The sequence below is a fragment of the Amycolatopsis sp. NBC_00348 genome (assembly GCF_036114655.1).
GTDB lineage: Bacteria > Actinomycetota > Actinomycetes > Mycobacteriales > Pseudonocardiaceae > Amycolatopsis.
Genome location: NZ_CP107994.1, coordinates 4,181,890 through 4,197,025, shown reverse-complemented (window position 1 = coordinate 4,197,025; position 15,136 = coordinate 4,181,890). Strand labels below are relative to the sequence as shown.

The window sequence follows — 15,136 nt, the reverse complement described above, 5'->3', positions numbered from 1 at the left end:
GACGGTGCTGGAGCCCAAGGCCGGCGGCACCGTGTACGACGTGGGCTCCGACGACAGCCGGTGCATGTGGTCGCGAGTCCTCGCCTACGAGCCCTCGGGCCGGCTGGTCCTCAGCTGGGACATCAGTCCGCGCTGGCAGCTGGAGTCCGATCCGGACCGCACCGGCGAGGTGGAGATCCGGTTCACCGCCGAAGGCGCCGACCGCACCCGGGTCGCCCTCGAGCATCGGCACCTCGACCGGCACGGCGAAGGCTGGGAGAGCTTCACCGGCCTCGGCTCCGGCGCGGGCTGGCCGCTGTACCTCGACCGGTTCCGCGCCGCGACGCAACGGGATGCCGCAGGGGCCTGAAGCGGATACCGTCCCCACCGGACCTGATCCTGGCGATAGCGGAGAGGCCACATGAGCACAGGCACCCCAGTCTCACACCGCGATCGAGCGGAAGCATTGCGCACCGCAGTGGGCGGCAACACCGGAGTCACCGATGCCGCGCTGCGGACCGCGGTGGCGACCCGGGCGGCGGGTGGGCCGCCGGTTGCCGAACCGTACGACGAGCTGGCCCGGCAGATCGGTGACGCCTCCTACCGGGTGACCGATGCCGAGGTCGCTGCCGTCCGGCAGGCGGCGGGCAGCGACAAGGCAACGTTCGAGGTCGTCATGTCCGCCTGCGTCGGGGCGGGCCTCGCTCGCTGGGACACCGCGGCCCGTGTCATCGCGGAGGCGACCGATGCGCCTGCCTGAAGTCGAACGCGGTGACGGTCTCCGCAGCAAGATGCTGATCCGGGTCATCTCTTTGGCGCTGGGTGCGCGTCTCCCGGACGCGGCCCGGGTTGCCTTCTACCACAAGGGTTTCGTCGGCACGGCCCTCGGCGCGTGGACGCAGGACGCGATGCGCGGACCGAGCGAATGGTCCGTGGCGGAGCGGGAGCTGATGGTCGCGATGGTCGCCAAGTGGAACTCGTGTCCCTTTTGCATTGGGGCGCACCGGGCCATCGCCGTGCACGGGATGGACAAGGCGGTGGCGGACGCGGCCCTCGCCGACTACCAGACCGCACCCATCTCGGAGCCTCTGCGCGCCACGCTCGCCGTTCTGGAAACCATGACCGTGCACCCTGACGAACTGCAGGGCGAGCAGATCCGAGCGGCGCTGGCCGCGGGCGCCACCCGGCGACAACTCGACGATGCGGCCGCGGTCGCGGCCGTGTTCAACATCGTCACCCAGTATGCCAACGCGCTGGGCTTCGCCATCCCGACCGACGCCGAGTTCGACAAGGCCGCCGGCATGATGCTCAAACGGGGCTACGCCTGACACGCGGCCGGTTGTCGTATCAACGTGAGTGCGGCGCCCGGCGACCCGGCGAGTTGCCGGACGTCGGGTGCCGCAGCCAAGGTTCTTGCCGCGCCGATACCGGGTGACATCTGCGCGCTGACCGCGGGGCTGGGCATCGCGCTGCTGCCCCGGCTCAGCGTCGCGGGCAAGCTGGCCGACGGCTGGCTGGTCGAGGTGCCGTGGACCGTGCCGTTCCAGGTCTTCACGCAGGTCGCCTGGCACCGCGAGATCCGCATCGATCCCCGGTTCTCGGTACTGCTCGACGCATCGGCCCGCGCGACTGCCGAGCAGGTCGCGGACGCGGGAGCGCGCCCGACCGGCGGAGCCGGCGCTGAGTCGGCCGAACCTGTTGACCTGAAAGACATCCCAGGAGCGTAGATGTCAAGCAGCAACGTTCTCGGCGTGATGCGACCAGGCGGTCGTCTCGTCGTAGAGGGTGCCGGTTTTGAGGCAGCCGTGGAGGATGCCGACGAGTCGGTTGGCGACCTGGCGAAGCGCGGCGTTGTGGCTGACGCCGCGAGCGCGTTGCCGGTCGTAGCAGGCGCGGGTGCCAGGCGAGCGACTGAGCGCGCTGAACGCCTGGGTCAGAAGCGCGTCGATGAGCCGGTCGTTGTGCACGAACCGGGCCAGGGCGACCCTTTTCCGGCCGGAGGCTCGGGTGATCGGCGAGGTCCCGGCGTAGTTCTTGCGGGCCTTGGCGGTGGCGTAGCGGTCGGGGTCGTCACCGAACTCTGCGAGCACCCGGGCGCCGAGAACCGGCCCCAGACCAGGCTGGGACAGGACGATCTCAGCGGCCGGGTGCTGGCCAAAATAGGCCTCCACCTGCCCCTGCAAAGTTTTGACCTGCGCGTCCAAGACGGTCAGGACAGCGATCAGCGCCTGGACCGAGGCGGCGTAGGCGGCAGCCACGACATCCGGTTGGCCGAGATGCTCGGCGCGCAGCGCGGCCTGGATCACCGTCGCCTTCCCGGCGATGTTCTTGCGGCGCGCCCGCTTCAGCGCGCCGTTGATCTGGGCGAGGGTCAACCGGGCGGCCTGGGCCGGGGTGGGGGCCTTGGCCAGCAACTCCAGGGTGTCGGCGGCGTCGAGGTCGTCGAACGCGACCAGCGCGGCGGGGAAGTAGTCCCGCAGCGCGTGCCGCAACCGCTGGGTGTGACGGGTTCGTTCCCAGATCAGGGTTTTATGGGTGCGGGTCACGACCTTGACCGCCTCGGCCCGCGCGGAATCCCCGGCGACCGGCCGCAGCTCGTGGCTGTGGGTGCGGACCATGTCAGCCAGCACGTGGGCGTCGCCGGGGTCGCTTTTGGCGCCCGAGACCCCCAGCCGGTCACGGAACCTCGCGGACTGCAACGGGTTGACCGCCAGCACCGTGTATCCGGCCGCGACCAGCGCCGCGACCCAGGGGCCTCGGTCGGTCTCGATCCCGACCAGCACCTCGGCCTCGTCGGTCTCGTCCCCGGTCAGCTCGCCGATCATTGCGTGCAGCCTGGCCATCCCGGCGACGCCTTCGGGCAGCCGGGCCTTGGCCAGCCTGCGACCGGAGCCGTCCATCACCTCCACGTCGTGGTGGTCTTCAGCCCAGTCGTCTCCTGCGAACAGCCTCAATTGTCCTCCCGATCTCGGTCACCGTGAGCAGCCGGCGGGAGAACTATCAGCGACCTAATCAAGCAGTGCTCACGCGCGACCAGCGCGCGGGGCACGACATCCCAGCAGCGATCAATTCTCCCGTCCAACCGGCAGGGGCACGATCTTTCAGCAGGACTCGGTCGTCCAGGAATCCTGAGTGCTCACCTGCCGGTCGGCTACCGACCAGGAGTTTGCCGTATGGCTCGCTCCCAGACTGATTAGGAGTTCGCGGGGGCCATCTGGTCACCCATCGCCGGGGGCTGGGAATAGCAATTGCGATTGAGCGATTCAGCGGGCGTGGCCAGGCTGTGGTGCCGTCCAGGGCCTGCCGTTCAGCAGATTCGTGGCCCACCAGTAGGCGGTGCGCACCACGTCCGGTTCCGGACCTCGCAGGTGGGCGGCGACGTCGTTGCCCGACCACAGCATCAGCGCGACGGTGTCGCCGGTCATCGGGGTCAGGCCGACGGTCCAGTGGCGGCCCTCGGCGATGATCGTGCGTTCGGCGGTCTGCCAGTGTCCTTTGGGGCCGGTCCTGGTGATCGTCCAGGTGCGGATCCGCAGGTCACGGACGGAAGCCAGCTCGATCGAGAAGCTGACGACAGGCCGGCAACCGGCTTCGACGGTGTCATAGCCGCAGGGTCCGGTCAGGTAGACGAAGCCGTCATCGTGGTCTCGTCGCGGTTGTGACCATGTCATCGTGGCTTCGGGGTGGTGGCTGCCCGGCCTCGTCCTGCCCACACCCGAGGCAGCGCGCGGGCGGCAGTGTGGTCTTCGACGAGCGGGGCGCAGCTGAAGACGGCCTCGGTTCCCTCGGTCCGGACGGTCCAGCGTTCCATCGCCCGGGTGGGGCAGACGACCGGCATCGCGCTGCTTGCTTCCTCCCCAGGACGTATGCGCAGCGTCCTGGTCAGGACTGCGTCGCAAGTGGATTACACCACGATCGAGGCCAGGCTTCGACAGTCGACCTGAAGGTCGATCTCAACAAGGTACTGACTTTCAAGTTGAGGGCGGCAGCAGCAATGCTCGTTTACGACGACGTCGAGGCATGGATGTCGGTTGGCCGCTGTGCGATGAGGCATGATCAGGCGCCGGTCTCCTTGCGGTGCGCGAGGGCGCGGCCGGCCGGCAGGCCGTCGACGAACCGGTGCAGGAAGCCGATGACCTCGCCGGTGTCGCTCCCGGCGCCGGCGGTGTCGAGCCGGTCGTAGAGCTCGTCCTCGATCTCGGCGATACGTGTCGCGATGCGCGCGCCTTCGGGGGTGAGCGTGAGCCGGACTTGGCGGCGGTCGTGGTCGGCGGGGAGGCGGTCGATCAGGCCGGTGGTGGTCAGGCGGTCGACCAGCCGACTGGGACTGCTGCCGCTTTCGCAGACCAGCAGGGCGCCCAGGCCGTTGAGGGTCAGCGGCTGGCGCTCCTGCAGGAGCCGCAGCACCTCGGCCTGCGACGGCGTGACCCCAAACGGCTTGAGGGCCTGGGCGAGCACGCGGTTGCCCTCCCGCTGCGCGGCCAGGATCAGGAACCGTAACTCTTCGGCGATGCGCACGGGAATAGATTACACGTCATCAGGTGTCGTATCACCTATCGACCGGGTGGAACGAGGGAAGGACCTCTGATGAGCTTCGAGATCACGCAGGACATCGACCGGCCGCCGGCGCGGGTGTTCGCGTTCGTCGCCGACGTCACGACCATGCCGCGCTGGTACGAAGCAGTGGTCCGGGTCGAGCCCGCCGACCCGGTCGGTCCGGGAGCCCGGTTCCGCATGGTGCGGTCGCTGCCCGCCGGCCCGGCGCACAACGACGTCGAAGTCGTCACCTGGGTGCCGGACGAAGAGATCACCTTCGTGTCCGTGGCCGGCCCCACCCCGTTCCGGTACCGCTACCGGTTCGCGCCGACGGCCACCGGTACTCGCCTGACGCTCGAAGGGCGGATCAGCGCGGAAGGGCTGACCGGTCCGGCCGGTCGCCTCGGCGGTCTCGCCGAACGTTTCTTCAAGCAGGGCATGAAAACGAACCTGCGCGCTCTCGCGCGGTTGCTCGAGTCGGCCACGCCCGCCGGTGCGATCCGGAGCCACTGAAACGCGGCTTTCCTCTCACGCTGACGTGCTTCTCGACGCGCGGCTCCGTCAGTCGCGCTCGTGGAGCGCCGACTGGAACGACGGGGTGTCGATGGAGCGGCGGGCGAGGTGCTCCACCAGGATCGGCACGTAGCTGCGGATCCTGGCGGTGTCGAATCGGTGGTGGTAGACGCGGACCCGCTCGGCGAGGTCGGCGGGCGAGATTTCGCTGGGTGGGTAGCGCTTCCGAAGCCGTGCGGTGATCTCTCCGATTTCCACGGCCTGGCTCAGCCGACCGTCGGCTTCGTCGAGTGATGCGGCGTGCTCCATCGTCAGCCCGGGTTCGTGGATGCGCATCGTCACTGCCTTCGCTAGGAGAACCCAAGCTTCCCACTCCTTCCTGGGCTCGACCGGGTCCCGACATGAACAGTGCACGTCACTGAGCGCCCACACCGGGCGAACCGAGCACGCGGCGCTGGTCGTGTCGGGGTATCGCCGAGCGGAGCGCGGTGACGCCCTGCCCGGCACTCAGCCGACCAATGACTGACCGTAGCTGTCGCTTGCGCAACGGTCTTTGCCCTGCGGGGGACAGTTCGGCAGGGTGTGCGAGGTTGGGCGGTGTGGATCGTAACCCGATCGCGGTGAGCCGGTTTCTCGTCTCGGCGGCGCCGTTGCGCGTCGCGGATCTCGCTGCCGACCCGCAGTGGCACGTCACGACGACCCCTGGGCGGCGCTGGACCACCGTGGAGCGTCATCTCGAGCGTCAGGGCCGCAGCTGGGTGGTGGGGCTGACGCCCGCGCCGGACGAAGACGTCGCCTTGATCGTCTGGTGTGACGGAGACGTGGTCGGTCACGCTCGCGGGCGCGAGGTCGACATGTGCGCGGCCGCGGTGGACTGGATCGACCGTGTGTGCGCTGACGGCACGGGTTCGCAGCCCTAGCTCTGCACCCGTAGCAGAGGTCGAGGACGCGACGGTGAGTTCGTGGTCGATAGTGAGGTCGGCCCGGTCGAAATCGACGTGTGCTCGTCCCCTGCGGTGCGAGCACTTTCGTGCTTGGAGGCGGCCGGCCGGCAGACAGGGTCGCAGGCCTTCTAGGCCGAAGCCGAGCTCATCGCCATCGCCGGCAGCCCCCGAAGTCCCGGCGAAGATCGGCATCCTGACGGCCGACATCTTGTCCGGCGTGTACCGCGCGCAGGCGATCCTTGCGGCGTTGCTGCGGAGCTGGCGGACCGGCGAGGGCGTGACGATCGAGGTCTCGATGCTCGAGGCCACGGCCTGATGCACTGCGCGTGCCCAGAGGGTTCCCTCCCGTACCTCGCGCTGGCCGACGCAGCCCGCGGCGGCGATCACCTTCCGTCCGGTTGAGCTAGCCGATACGGGACAACGACCGGGGGAGAGGCGACCGCGCGTCCTCCGCTACCTGCTCTCGATGCGCCTCAGATCATCGTCCTGATGTGTCGGGGGAGGCTCCGCCGAGGTCAGCACCAGTCGCGGTGCCACTTCGTAGCCCGAGCCGGGGCCGCCCGGGCCGGTGACCGCGGACCCGCTCCCACACAGCACGGTCCTCTCAGCGTTCGACGTGCCCGGATACGTCACCCGGCCCCGCCGGACGAGCTTGATCACCTGCGACCAGCAGATCCCCGCCGCCTGGCTTCTTCGGGGTGAGGGTCAGCTTGACCTTGTGCGTGCGACCCTGTGCTAGCCCGCCTTCGGCGTCGGCGGAGATCAGCCACGCTTTGAACCCGGCCTTCACTTTGGCGTCCCGGCGCATCTCGACCGCGAACTCCAGCTCGATCGGCCCGACCACGAACTCGACGTCGCTGCCGGCTCCCCGCGCCGCGGCCGCCATCAGCTCGTCTCGCACCGAGGCCACCGCGTCCGCCAACTCGATTTCCATGCCTCCACAGTCGCAGGTCGGGCACGACTTGCAACACGCCCCGGCGGGAGAAGCAAGGGCACGGTCAGACAGGCGGCCTGCGTGCCGAATAGCCGAGGGCACCAGTCATCGCCGGTGTTGACCGGTGGGTCTTCGGCGAATATCGCACGGCAGAATATATCTGCCGGCGACCGAGACGATCATGCTCAGGAAGAGCGCGCGGAATTCGCCTACCCGCAACACTTGACGGTAAGTCACTGACATGTGGCCATTCTGGTCCGTCCGTTTAGCTTCGGCGACGGGGAGCGATCGATGGTCACCACATATGCACGTGGTTGTTTCCGGTGGCCAACGCGGGGCTGTCGTAGATGGGACCAGGTAGTTGCGGGAATTCAACTCAACCGGGTGGCTGCCGATTGCGGCAAACCGTGGCGAGCGGATGCACATGGACATCTCGGGTGGCGTGATACGCCGCGCTTGCGGCATCGCTGCCGCCGCGAATGCGGTAACGCCGCGACGACGGGTAGCGACATCAACCGGGGGTGCGCTTGGGGTGACGACGAGCACGGCGACACCTCCGCCATTCACTCGTTTCCCATCGATCGAGAGCAATCGCGCGCGACAACCGCAGAGGACGCCCACATGATCGAAACCGCACATGAATCGCACCGCACGCCGTCTGCCCCCGAGTGGTCGGCGGCACTGATTCGCAATTCACGAGGGAAGGGGAAACGACTCGACGCCGATGCGCGGCGCATTCTACAGCGGTTCTTCGGAAGAAATCTCTCCGCCGTCCGGGTCCACCTCGGTTCCGACGCCGACGACCTCGCCCGCAGTCTGGGCGCGCGGGCGGTCACCACGGGCACCGACATCTACTTCCGCTCCGGTGAGTACCGCCCCGACCTGCCGGCGGGCCTGGCTCTGCTCGCCCACGAGGTCACCCACGTGCTGCAGCAGGCGACGTTCGCGCGCGGTTGCGCGACGGTCCGGACCGGCGTGCTCGTCGGGGCCGTGGACGGCGCGCCGGAACGCGCAGCGCTGGCGGTCGAACGCCGGTTGCTCACCCAGCACGACCTCGTGTGCGCGTCGGCGCACCGCGCGGGCCAGGCGGACCGCGATCCGGTGACCGCCGGTCGCGCAGGCGGGCTGCTGCTGCAGTGCGGGATCGGCCTGGAGGTCGAGATCCCGATCCCCATCGACCGGTTGACCCCGGCCCAGCTGGTCCAGATCCAGGGCTGGGTGGCCGCGGGCACCCACGCCAACACCCTGGGTGCCACCCAGGCCAACGGCCGCGTGCCGTACGGCATCATCGCGAACGCGCCGGTGGTAGGCGTGGCTCCGGGAGCGGGCTACCGGATCGACGCAGACCACGACAACCGCGTCAAGTCCAACCCGGGCAACCCGCCGATCCGCGAGGGTGGGTACGACTCGATCCTGGAGATCGTCACCGAACCCCCCGTCGGCACCGCGGCCGCCTTCACCACCGTCATGAATCACGTGCAGGGCTTCATCGGCAACATCAACGCGAACACGAACAACCTGACCACCCGGTGGGTCAACGCCTTCCCGGGAGTCGCTCTACCCGGGGGACCGTTCGACATCAGCATCGGCCCGATGGACTTCACGGCGCAGGGCCACCCGCTGGCCGTCAAGCTGCCCCACCACAACCTCCAGGGCAGCGTGCAAGTCAACATCGACATCGACCTGCGCGAGTACCAGAGCCTCCTCAAGTGGTACGCCAACTCCAACTACGCCGCCAGCGCGAACGCCCCGGCCGCCGAACAACCGATGTACAGCCAGATCAAGGACGACATCCGGGACGCCGTCAACGCGGGCCGGACCATCACCGCGACCATCTCTGCCGCGCACACCGCCGCCCAGCGCGCCCAGGCCGGGAACTTCCGCGGCCTGCGCGGCTGGATCACCCACCTCGCTCTCTACCTGAAACGCGGCATGATCGGACCCGGTGTCCTGGGCGGCAGCGCGAAGAACCTCGTCCCCATTCTGGTGAAGAGCCCGAACAACGTGCTCACCACCTACGGGTTCACCGCCGCGGAAATGGCGTACTACGCCGGGAACAAGAACGCGGTCCTGAACCAGATCATGGCCCAGCTGGGACGTCCCGCCATCGCCGGGCCGCTGGCGGGGATCCCGGTCTTCGCCGCCAACCCCGCGGGCTTGAACCTGAACCAGCTGGCCGACGAAGCCGCCGTCGGCGTGCCGCTGGCGGGCACCCCCGTCCTCAACCCGCCCAACCTCGGCGCCTGGCGCACGGGAAACGCCGCGGTGCAGGCCATCGCGCAGGTTCCGGGCGCGGCCAACTCCCGCGGCGGGCTGGTCGCTGAGTTCCGCAACTTCCCCGGTTTCTACAACGGTGTCGCCGCCTGGCGGACGCTCGGCCTGGACTTCCTGGCCCAGGCCACCACCCGCAACGCGCGCAACGGCATCGTGGCGTAGGCGGAACTCGCGAGTTCCGCGGACTGAGGGCCGGATTCTCCGCCCGGCCCTCAGTCCGCCGCGGTCGTCGCGGTAAAGGTCGCCGCCGGGCCGGCGCTCGTCGCCGTCACCGCGGCCATCGTGAACGTGTACGCCTTGGCCAGCTTCAGGGTGTCGACCACCCGGGTTATGCCCTTGACCGTCGGCTGGGTCACCAGGGCGTCCCGGCCGGTGACCGGGATGGTGCGGCTGTCGGACACGGTGATCAGGTGGCCCGGCACCGGGTGTCGCCCGTGGCCGCCGGCGGGGTTCCAGTGGATCGAGGCTGCGGTGGCGCTCGGCAGGGCATTGCGGCCTTTCGGGACGCCCGGCAGCGCCCCGCCTTGCATGCCAGGGTTAGCGGATCCGCGGGGCAGCGACGGCTCGCTCGTAACGCATGCTGGAAGAATCCACCCTGATCGACGCGGGGTACCTGGACCGGCGAGCACTTCACGCGGCGTGGCAGGCCGCGAAAACGGCCGACACGATCCCCTCGATACTCTGCGACGCAATCGCCGTCGAACGTGGCGTCCAGACACTGCGCAACGCGGCACACCCCGCCACCGCAACGACAGGCTGAACGGACATGGAACTCACTGAATCCAATCTCTTCTACCGCCATCCACGGCTGTACGACCAGGTGCAGGCAGACCCTCAGCACACAGCTGCGACAACCTGCGAAGAACTCGTCGACACCTTCGGGCCGGCCAACGCCCGAGCACTCGTGGATTTCGGCTGCGGGACCGGCCGTGACCTCGACCGCCTCGCGAAACGGTTCGACTGCATGGGAGTCGATGCGCTTCCCTCCATGGTCGACCACGCTGCCCGTGAACGTCCGCACTTGGACATCCGCCACGGAGACGTCCCCTCCTCGCGGCTCGGGCGAACAGTCGATGTGATCACCCGCCCTGGGTAATCTGCTGTCCTACCTGCACGGCAACTCGGCGGCTGACGAGTTCATGACCGCGGTATCGGAAATTATCGATCTCGACCGGTTGGCGTTGTACCGGCACCTCGGACTGACCCGGCCGCGGACCACCCACCAGGAGCGTCACCGGAACGCGAAGCTGATGCTGCTGCTCCAGAACGAACCTACGGATCCAGGAGAACCCGATGCTTCGCTGACCTATGCCCGCGAGGAGTCACCCGACAAGGCCTGACCGCCGACCGGTCGTCCGTCGACCTCCTTCGGCGACCGAGCCGGTCCGGCAACCGGCCGTCATGAACCACACCGCTCGGGCATTCACGCGGCGGTGAGAGAAGCGTTAGAGCGGCGGCGCGGACGCCGATGCCATCGTGTGGTCGGTCCGGCCGACCGGGAGTGCGCAACGGTCGGCGAACCATTGATAGGCGCCGTGCCGTCGGGTGTCGATCGAGGCCCCCCTCTGCTCGGCCAGGCCAGACGTTCCCGTGGATGCTTGGGAATCGCATGCCCAGCAAGAAAGCATGAGGTGTGTGTCTTGTTTGGCATCTAGCTGCGGTTATACGTTCCGCTGGACGTAGGACCCCTCGGAGACAGCTGGCGGCTGGACGCCTTTACCGGATCCGGGACCGGTGTTCACCTGGTTCGGTCAGGCTGTGCGCGCTCATCACGACAGCCGACATTGAAGCCCGGCGCGCGGGTGGCCGGCACCTTCTTAGATGGGGTGGACGGCCTTGCGCAAGCAGGTCAACGATTCCTGCATCAAGGCATCGAATTCTGCGGTGGTGTCTTCGGTCCAGTCGTCGTAAGCGGCTGTGAACACCGTGACCGCTGCCTGTGCGGCGAACGCCGCCGCCCTGCTCGACTCGCGATGGGTGTCCAGGGCTCTGGTGATGGCCGCGGCGAGGGATGACATTTTGATCAGGTTGCGTTCGTGCAACTCCGGCGAAGCGGCGATCACTTTGCGCCTGACGTCGGCGTACTCGACGTAGTTCGCCAGCAGGTCCGTGCCGGCGCGAGTCAGGGCCATGACGGCCGCGTCGATGGCGTCGAGGCCGTCATCGGCCTCGGCCAGGTACTGGACAACGCGGTCTTCAAAGGCCGGCGCGCCGGCGAAGAGGACTTCTCTCTTGTCGGTGAAGTGGTTGAAGAACGTCCGCTTGGTCACGCCCGCCCGCTCGGCGATCTCGGCCACTGTCACCTCGGTGTAGCCACGCTCGAGGAACAAGGTCATGGCCGCGTGCTGCAGACGCTCCTGCGCGTTCGGTTCCCACCGTCCCATGCCGTCCAGCGTACCCCAGTGATTGCACTTGGTGAAATGCTATGGCACAGTGGTCATTGCACTTGATGCAATCATCGATAGAGGAGCGGTCCGCATGACCACCAACACCGCCGCCTGGATCAACGGCAGGCACGCTCGGCTCGAGGTGGGCCCCGCGCCCTACACCTCGCCGGGGACCGACCAGATCGTCATTCGCAACCAGGCTGTCGCCATCAACCCTCTGGACTGGATCATCCAGGCCGCGGGCAACCTGGCCTACCGCTGGCTTCGCTACCCGGCGGTGCTGGGCTCCGACGTCGCCGGCGAAGTCGTCGAAGTGGGCGAGAACGTCACCCGCTTCCGCGTGGGCGACCGGGTGCTTGCTCACGCGGTCGGCACCGACAAAGACGCCAACAATGCAGCTGAAGGTGCCTTCCAGCTCTACAGCGTCGCACTGGAACGGATGGCCTGCCCGATCCCGGACGACCTTCCCGTCGACGAAGCCGCCGTGCTCCCGCTGGCCGTCTCGACCGCGGCGTGCGGGCTGTTCCAAACCGATCAGCTGGGCCTGCGCCATCCGTCGGTGAACGCCGAGCCCATCGACGAGACCGTCCTGGTGTGGGGTGGGTCGACCAGCGTCGGCAGCAACGCCATCCAGCTGGCGGCCGCGGCGGGCTACCGGGTCGTCACCACAGCCTCACCGCACAACTTCGACTACGTCACCTCGCTCGGGGCCGCACAGGTCTTCGACTACAACAGTCCCACCGTCGTACCCGACATCGTCAAGGCCCTCCAGGGCCGCACACTCGCCGGCGCGCTCGCTGTCGGCACCACCTCTGCGGCCGCGTGCGTGCGCATCGCCGGCTCGTGCACCGGCCGGCGCTTCGTGTCGATGGCCAGCCCGGCGGTCTCCTTTGCCGGCCTCGGCCACGAGCACGGACGGCTCGAGCTCCCACGGCTGATCCTCAAGATCATCACTTCCAACGTGGCATTGCAAATCCGGTCCCGGTTCCAGAGGGTCGCCACGAAGTTCATCTTCGGCACGACGTTGAAGACCAACGACGTCAGCACGGCCATCTACCGCGATTTCCTGCCCGGCGCCCTCGCCGATGGCCGGTATGTCGCCGTGCCGAAGCCGTTGATCGTCGGGCACGGCGTTCACGACTTCCAGCACGCCATGGACATCCAGCTGAAGGGCGTCTCGGCGGAGAAAGTCGTCGTCACTCTGTCTTGACGAGCCAGCCGGATTTTCTGGAGTTCCCGTGAGGAAAGCCATCGGCGTTGGGTGAGGTCGACTGCACCTGTCGGCTACGCGTCACGCTCGTTCAGCACGTGTCGAAGCCGGGGGAGTGCAACACGAACGGATCACTCGACCTGGTGATGTCGATGTACTGAGGAGAAACGCTCATGCACACCGTCGATCTCGCCTACGTCGGGCGGGGCCTGCACGAGGAACATGATTCGGAACTGCCGTGGCGAGGTTCGTACCTGGTTGGCTCGGCGCGGAGCCAGTAGCCGCAGGCGCCTGCGAGAAACAACTCGGCACGTTCGGCAGCACCAGGACCCGCGCCGGCAATCTGACTGCCAGTACTGTGGGGTCTCTCCGAGCCTGACATGTCGATCTTGTAAGGCCCGGCCTGCCGCTCACCCTTGTCATCAACGGCGAAGCCGACGTCCTATGCGACGAAGGTGAGGCATGTGCCGCCAAGCTCTGCGGTGTACCCATGACCGCTACCCGCTACGACGGCATCATCCACGACTTCGTGATGCTGCACCCCCCACCGCCACACAGGCGGCCCGTGCCGCCACCGCGCAAGGCGCGGCGCACTATATCGATCTTGGGAGACTGGGAGGGCTCGAGGCCCCACTGGCGTCCCGAGCCCTCCCAGTTCGTCCAGAAGAGAACACGAGGGTCTATCTCGATCTTGACGCCCCCTGAGTCGCGTCCATCCGCCTGCCGCCCACTAGTCAATCACGGCGATGGCTTCGACTTCGACCAAAAGATCAGGGGAGTACAAGGCGGCGACGCCTATCAGTGTTCCTGGCGCGCGTAGCGTAACGCCGAGTTTCGCCAGGGCCCGATCACGACCCTCGGTAACCAGTTTCATTTTGTCCATGCTCCAATCAGTGACAAAGGTGGTCAGCTTCGCGACGTTGTCGAACGAGCCGCCCGCTTCGGCGAGCGCCGCGCCGACGTTGAGAAAGCATTGCTCAACCTGTGCGGCGAGGTCACCTTCGCCCACCAAGGTTCCGTCCGCGTTCCAAGCGACCTGGCCGGCCATGAACACGAGCTTCGATCCAGTGGCTATTGAGACCTGCCGGAAAAAGTCCACCTTCGGCAGTTCCTTGGGGTCGATCAAACTGATAGTCATGTCTTTTGCCGATCTGTAGTGGGGCGCACGAGCTGCAGGCTGCGGTGACGGCATTGCCGCTGCGGAACGGCGGGCCCGCAGGTGAGCCCGCTTGACCGGGCCGGCGGTGACGAAGCCAACTGCCGGCCGACTGGTCTCAGGGTGGTCGAGGATGCCGGCGTTGTCCGGGGTTGAGTGGATGGCGTGGTCGGCCCGCATTGTCGAGACGACTGCCAGACCTCGCTCGGCCTGGCCCGGCACCGCGGCTTCGTGCGGGCTCGTCATCGGCGTGATGGGGATGTCGAGAACGTGCTCGGCTTGCCCCGTTCTGATCCAGCGCCAGTCTCTGACCGCCGGCGCGACGTCCTGGCGGTCGATGGGCGTCCGGTCATCGGTCTGATGGAAGTCACCGGCCGGCGCGGGCTCGGATGACGCAGGCGTTTGAGGGACTCGGATTACGGCGACCGAGAGCACCAGGCCTGCTCACGCGATGCCAGCGGCGACGTAGTGAGAAGTCGCGCACCGCCGTCAGGGGCGTGGCTGAACGTCATCGATCCAGCGGTCGACGCGATCGGCTTCGCGTCTCAAGAGCTCCGGTGAGGCTGTGGCGTGGGAGAGGACCGCGGTCCCCTGGTAGGCGGCGATCATCTCGACGGCGAGCTCATGAGCGTCGCTGCGTCCCATTTCCTGGAACTGCTGCTCGGCCCCGTCGACGAGGGCTTGCATCAGCTTGGCTGAATGCGGCTCTGGGCCCGTCACGCGCTTGGAAAGCTCTGTACAGAGAGAACCGATGGGGCAGCCGCGCTGCGCAATCATGTCGGCTTCTTCTGACAGTGATCTGAACAGTGCCTTGAGCCGATCGGCTGGGGCGTCATGCCGCTCGGCCAGAGCCGCATAAGTTGACTCGATCTCTGCTATCCGCGTGGAGACGACAGCATCGACGATGTCGTCCTTCGTCTTGAAGTAGTAGTACACGTTGCCCAAGGGAACGCCGGAAGCAGCAGAGATGTCGGCGATCGTCGTCCGCTCCACTCCCTGTTCGTAGAACGCCTGAGAAGCGCCGGAGATCAGTCGGTCTCGCTTCCCTCGGCGCTCCTGAGCTCGTGATCCGCCCTCAGTCATCGCGTCAGTCACCTCGCTCACCATCAGGCCATGTGTCAGTCACCTAACTAACTGTAGACGATGCCGCCGTGCTCGGCTAGTGTGTTAGTTGACTGACTAACACACGGAGGGCTCCATGCG

General features: G+C 67.5%; 21 protein-coding genes and 1 pseudogene. 13 read left to right on the top strand and 9 right to left on the bottom strand.

All coding sequences use genetic code 11. The features are described 5' to 3' along the window. Positions 1–4: 4 nt before the first annotated feature. Genes OHS58_RS18200 through OHS58_RS18185 form a run of 4 tightly spaced genes read left to right on the top strand, consistent with a single transcriptional unit; the run spans position 5 to position 1,706 of the window. Positions 5–349: an ATPase gene (locus OHS58_RS18200; protein WP_328649134.1), complete on the top strand. Its 345-nt coding sequence runs from the start codon at positions 5–7 to the stop codon at positions 347–349. Between the two features lie 51 nt (positions 350–400). Then, a complete protein-coding gene (locus OHS58_RS18195; RefSeq protein WP_328649133.1) occupies positions 401–739 on the top strand; it encodes a hypothetical protein in 339 nt (112 codons plus the stop codon). Then, positions 726–1,307: a carboxymuconolactone decarboxylase family protein gene (locus tag OHS58_RS18190; protein WP_328649132.1), complete on the top strand. Its 582-nt coding sequence runs from the start codon at positions 726–728 to the stop codon at positions 1,305–1,307. The genes OHS58_RS18195 and OHS58_RS18190 overlap by 14 nt, the downstream gene beginning before the upstream one ends. Positions 1,308–1,331: 24 nt before the next feature. Then, a complete protein-coding gene (locus OHS58_RS18185; protein ID WP_328649131.1) occupies positions 1,332–1,706 on the top strand; it encodes a LysR substrate-binding domain-containing protein in 375 nt (124 codons plus the stop codon). A gap of 3 nt (positions 1,707–1,709) precedes the next feature. Here the strand turns inward: OHS58_RS18185 and OHS58_RS18180 are convergent, their stop codons facing one another. From OHS58_RS18180 to OHS58_RS18170, 3 genes are all read right to left on the bottom strand, one after another. Then, on the bottom strand, positions 1,710–2,933 hold the full coding sequence (locus OHS58_RS18180) for an IS110 family transposase (RefSeq protein ID WP_442875495.1): 1,224 nt from the start codon (positions 2,931–2,933) through the stop codon (positions 1,710–1,712). A gap of 309 nt (positions 2,934–3,242) precedes the next feature. Then, positions 3,243–3,650, bottom strand: a complete 408-nt coding sequence (locus OHS58_RS18175) for a hypothetical protein (RefSeq protein WP_328649130.1) — start codon at positions 3,648–3,650, stop codon at positions 3,243–3,245. Between the two features lie 385 nt (positions 3,651–4,035). Further along, on the bottom strand, positions 4,036–4,497 hold the full coding sequence (locus OHS58_RS18170) for a MarR family winged helix-turn-helix transcriptional regulator (protein WP_328649129.1): 462 nt from the start codon (positions 4,495–4,497) through the stop codon (positions 4,036–4,038). Positions 4,498–4,566: 69 nt separating this feature from the next. On the opposite strand from OHS58_RS18170, the gene OHS58_RS18165 reads away from it, so the two are divergent. Continuing rightward, on the top strand, positions 4,567–5,028 hold the full coding sequence (locus OHS58_RS18165) for an SRPBCC family protein (protein ID WP_326948612.1): 462 nt from the start codon (positions 4,567–4,569) through the stop codon (positions 5,026–5,028). Positions 5,029–5,076: 48 nt separating this feature from the next. Here the strand turns inward: OHS58_RS18165 and OHS58_RS18160 are convergent, their stop codons facing one another. Beyond that, complete coding sequence (locus OHS58_RS18160; protein ID WP_328649128.1) at positions 5,077–5,364, bottom strand: three-helix bundle dimerization domain-containing protein; 288 nt, start codon at positions 5,362–5,364, stop codon at positions 5,077–5,079. A 263-nt stretch (positions 5,365–5,627) separates the two neighbouring features. Here OHS58_RS18160 and OHS58_RS18155 point away from each other — a divergent pair, with 263 nt between their 5' ends. Next, positions 5,628–5,948, top strand: a complete 321-nt coding sequence (locus OHS58_RS18155; RefSeq protein WP_326948614.1) for a hypothetical protein — start codon at positions 5,628–5,630, stop codon at positions 5,946–5,948. A gap of 241 nt (positions 5,949–6,189) precedes the next feature. Further along, the gene (locus OHS58_RS18150; RefSeq protein ID WP_326954087.1) at positions 6,190–6,288 is read left to right on the top strand and encodes a CoA transferase; all 99 of its coding nucleotides are present in this window, start codon (positions 6,190–6,192) and stop codon (positions 6,286–6,288) included. A 288-nt stretch (positions 6,289–6,576) separates the two neighbouring features. Here the strand turns inward: OHS58_RS18150 and OHS58_RS18145 are convergent, their stop codons facing one another. Beyond that, positions 6,577–6,906 (bottom strand): trypco2 family protein, encoded by a 330-nt coding sequence (locus OHS58_RS18145; RefSeq protein ID WP_328649127.1) that lies wholly within the window; start codon positions 6,904–6,906, stop codon positions 6,577–6,579. 621 nt (positions 6,907–7,527) lie between these two features. Here OHS58_RS18145 and OHS58_RS18140 point away from each other — a divergent pair. Continuing rightward, the gene (locus OHS58_RS18140) at positions 7,528–9,342 is read left to right on the top strand and encodes an eCIS core domain-containing protein (RefSeq protein WP_328649126.1); all 1,815 of its coding nucleotides are present in this window, start codon (positions 7,528–7,530) and stop codon (positions 9,340–9,342) included. A 50-nt stretch (positions 9,343–9,392) separates the two neighbouring features. Here OHS58_RS18140 and OHS58_RS18135 read toward each other — a convergent pair whose 3' ends face one another. Then, entirely contained in the window at positions 9,393–9,710 is a 318-nt protein-coding gene (locus OHS58_RS18135; RefSeq protein WP_328649125.1) for a hypothetical protein, read from the bottom strand. 47 nt (positions 9,711–9,757) lie between these two features. Here OHS58_RS18135 and OHS58_RS18130 point away from each other — a divergent pair, with 47 nt between their 5' ends. From OHS58_RS18130 to OHS58_RS18120, 3 genes are read left to right on the top strand one after another with little or no spacing between them, the layout of a single operon-like run. After that, positions 9,758–9,940, top strand: a complete 183-nt coding sequence (locus OHS58_RS18130) for a hypothetical protein (RefSeq protein ID WP_326948619.1) — start codon at positions 9,758–9,760, stop codon at positions 9,938–9,940. 6 nt (positions 9,941–9,946) lie between these two features. Next, positions 9,947–10,276, top strand: a complete 330-nt coding sequence (locus OHS58_RS18125; RefSeq protein ID WP_328649124.1) for a class I SAM-dependent methyltransferase — start codon at positions 9,947–9,949, stop codon at positions 10,274–10,276. A 43-nt stretch (positions 10,277–10,319) separates the two neighbouring features. Beyond that, the gene (locus OHS58_RS18120; RefSeq protein ID WP_328649123.1) at positions 10,320–10,520 is read left to right on the top strand and encodes a hypothetical protein; all 201 of its coding nucleotides are present in this window, start codon (positions 10,320–10,322) and stop codon (positions 10,518–10,520) included. A 477-nt stretch (positions 10,521–10,997) separates the two neighbouring features. Here the strand turns inward: OHS58_RS18120 and OHS58_RS18115 are convergent, their stop codons facing one another. Further along, complete coding sequence (locus tag OHS58_RS18115; protein ID WP_328649122.1) at positions 10,998–11,564, bottom strand: TetR/AcrR family transcriptional regulator; 567 nt, start codon at positions 11,562–11,564, stop codon at positions 10,998–11,000. Between the two features lie 94 nt (positions 11,565–11,658). Between OHS58_RS18115 and OHS58_RS18110 the strand changes: the two genes are divergently transcribed. After that, entirely contained in the window at positions 11,659–12,777 is a 1,119-nt protein-coding gene (locus tag OHS58_RS18110; RefSeq protein ID WP_328649121.1) for a zinc-binding alcohol dehydrogenase family protein, read from the top strand. Positions 12,778–13,177: 400 nt separating this feature from the next. Beyond that, positions 13,178–13,318 (top strand): annotated as a pseudogene (locus OHS58_RS18105) (alpha/beta hydrolase fold domain-containing protein); the annotation flags it as partial. Between the two features lie 189 nt (positions 13,319–13,507). Here the strand turns inward: OHS58_RS18105 and OHS58_RS18100 are convergent. Both OHS58_RS18100 and OHS58_RS18095 read right to left on the bottom strand, forming a co-directional pair. Next, on the bottom strand, positions 13,508–13,915 hold the full coding sequence (locus OHS58_RS18100) for a RidA family protein (RefSeq protein WP_328649830.1): 408 nt from the start codon (positions 13,913–13,915) through the stop codon (positions 13,508–13,510). A 507-nt stretch (positions 13,916–14,422) separates the two neighbouring features. Next, complete coding sequence (locus OHS58_RS18095) at positions 14,423–15,028, bottom strand: TetR/AcrR family transcriptional regulator (protein ID WP_328649120.1); 606 nt, start codon at positions 15,026–15,028, stop codon at positions 14,423–14,425. Positions 15,029–15,136: the final 108 nt, after the last annotated feature.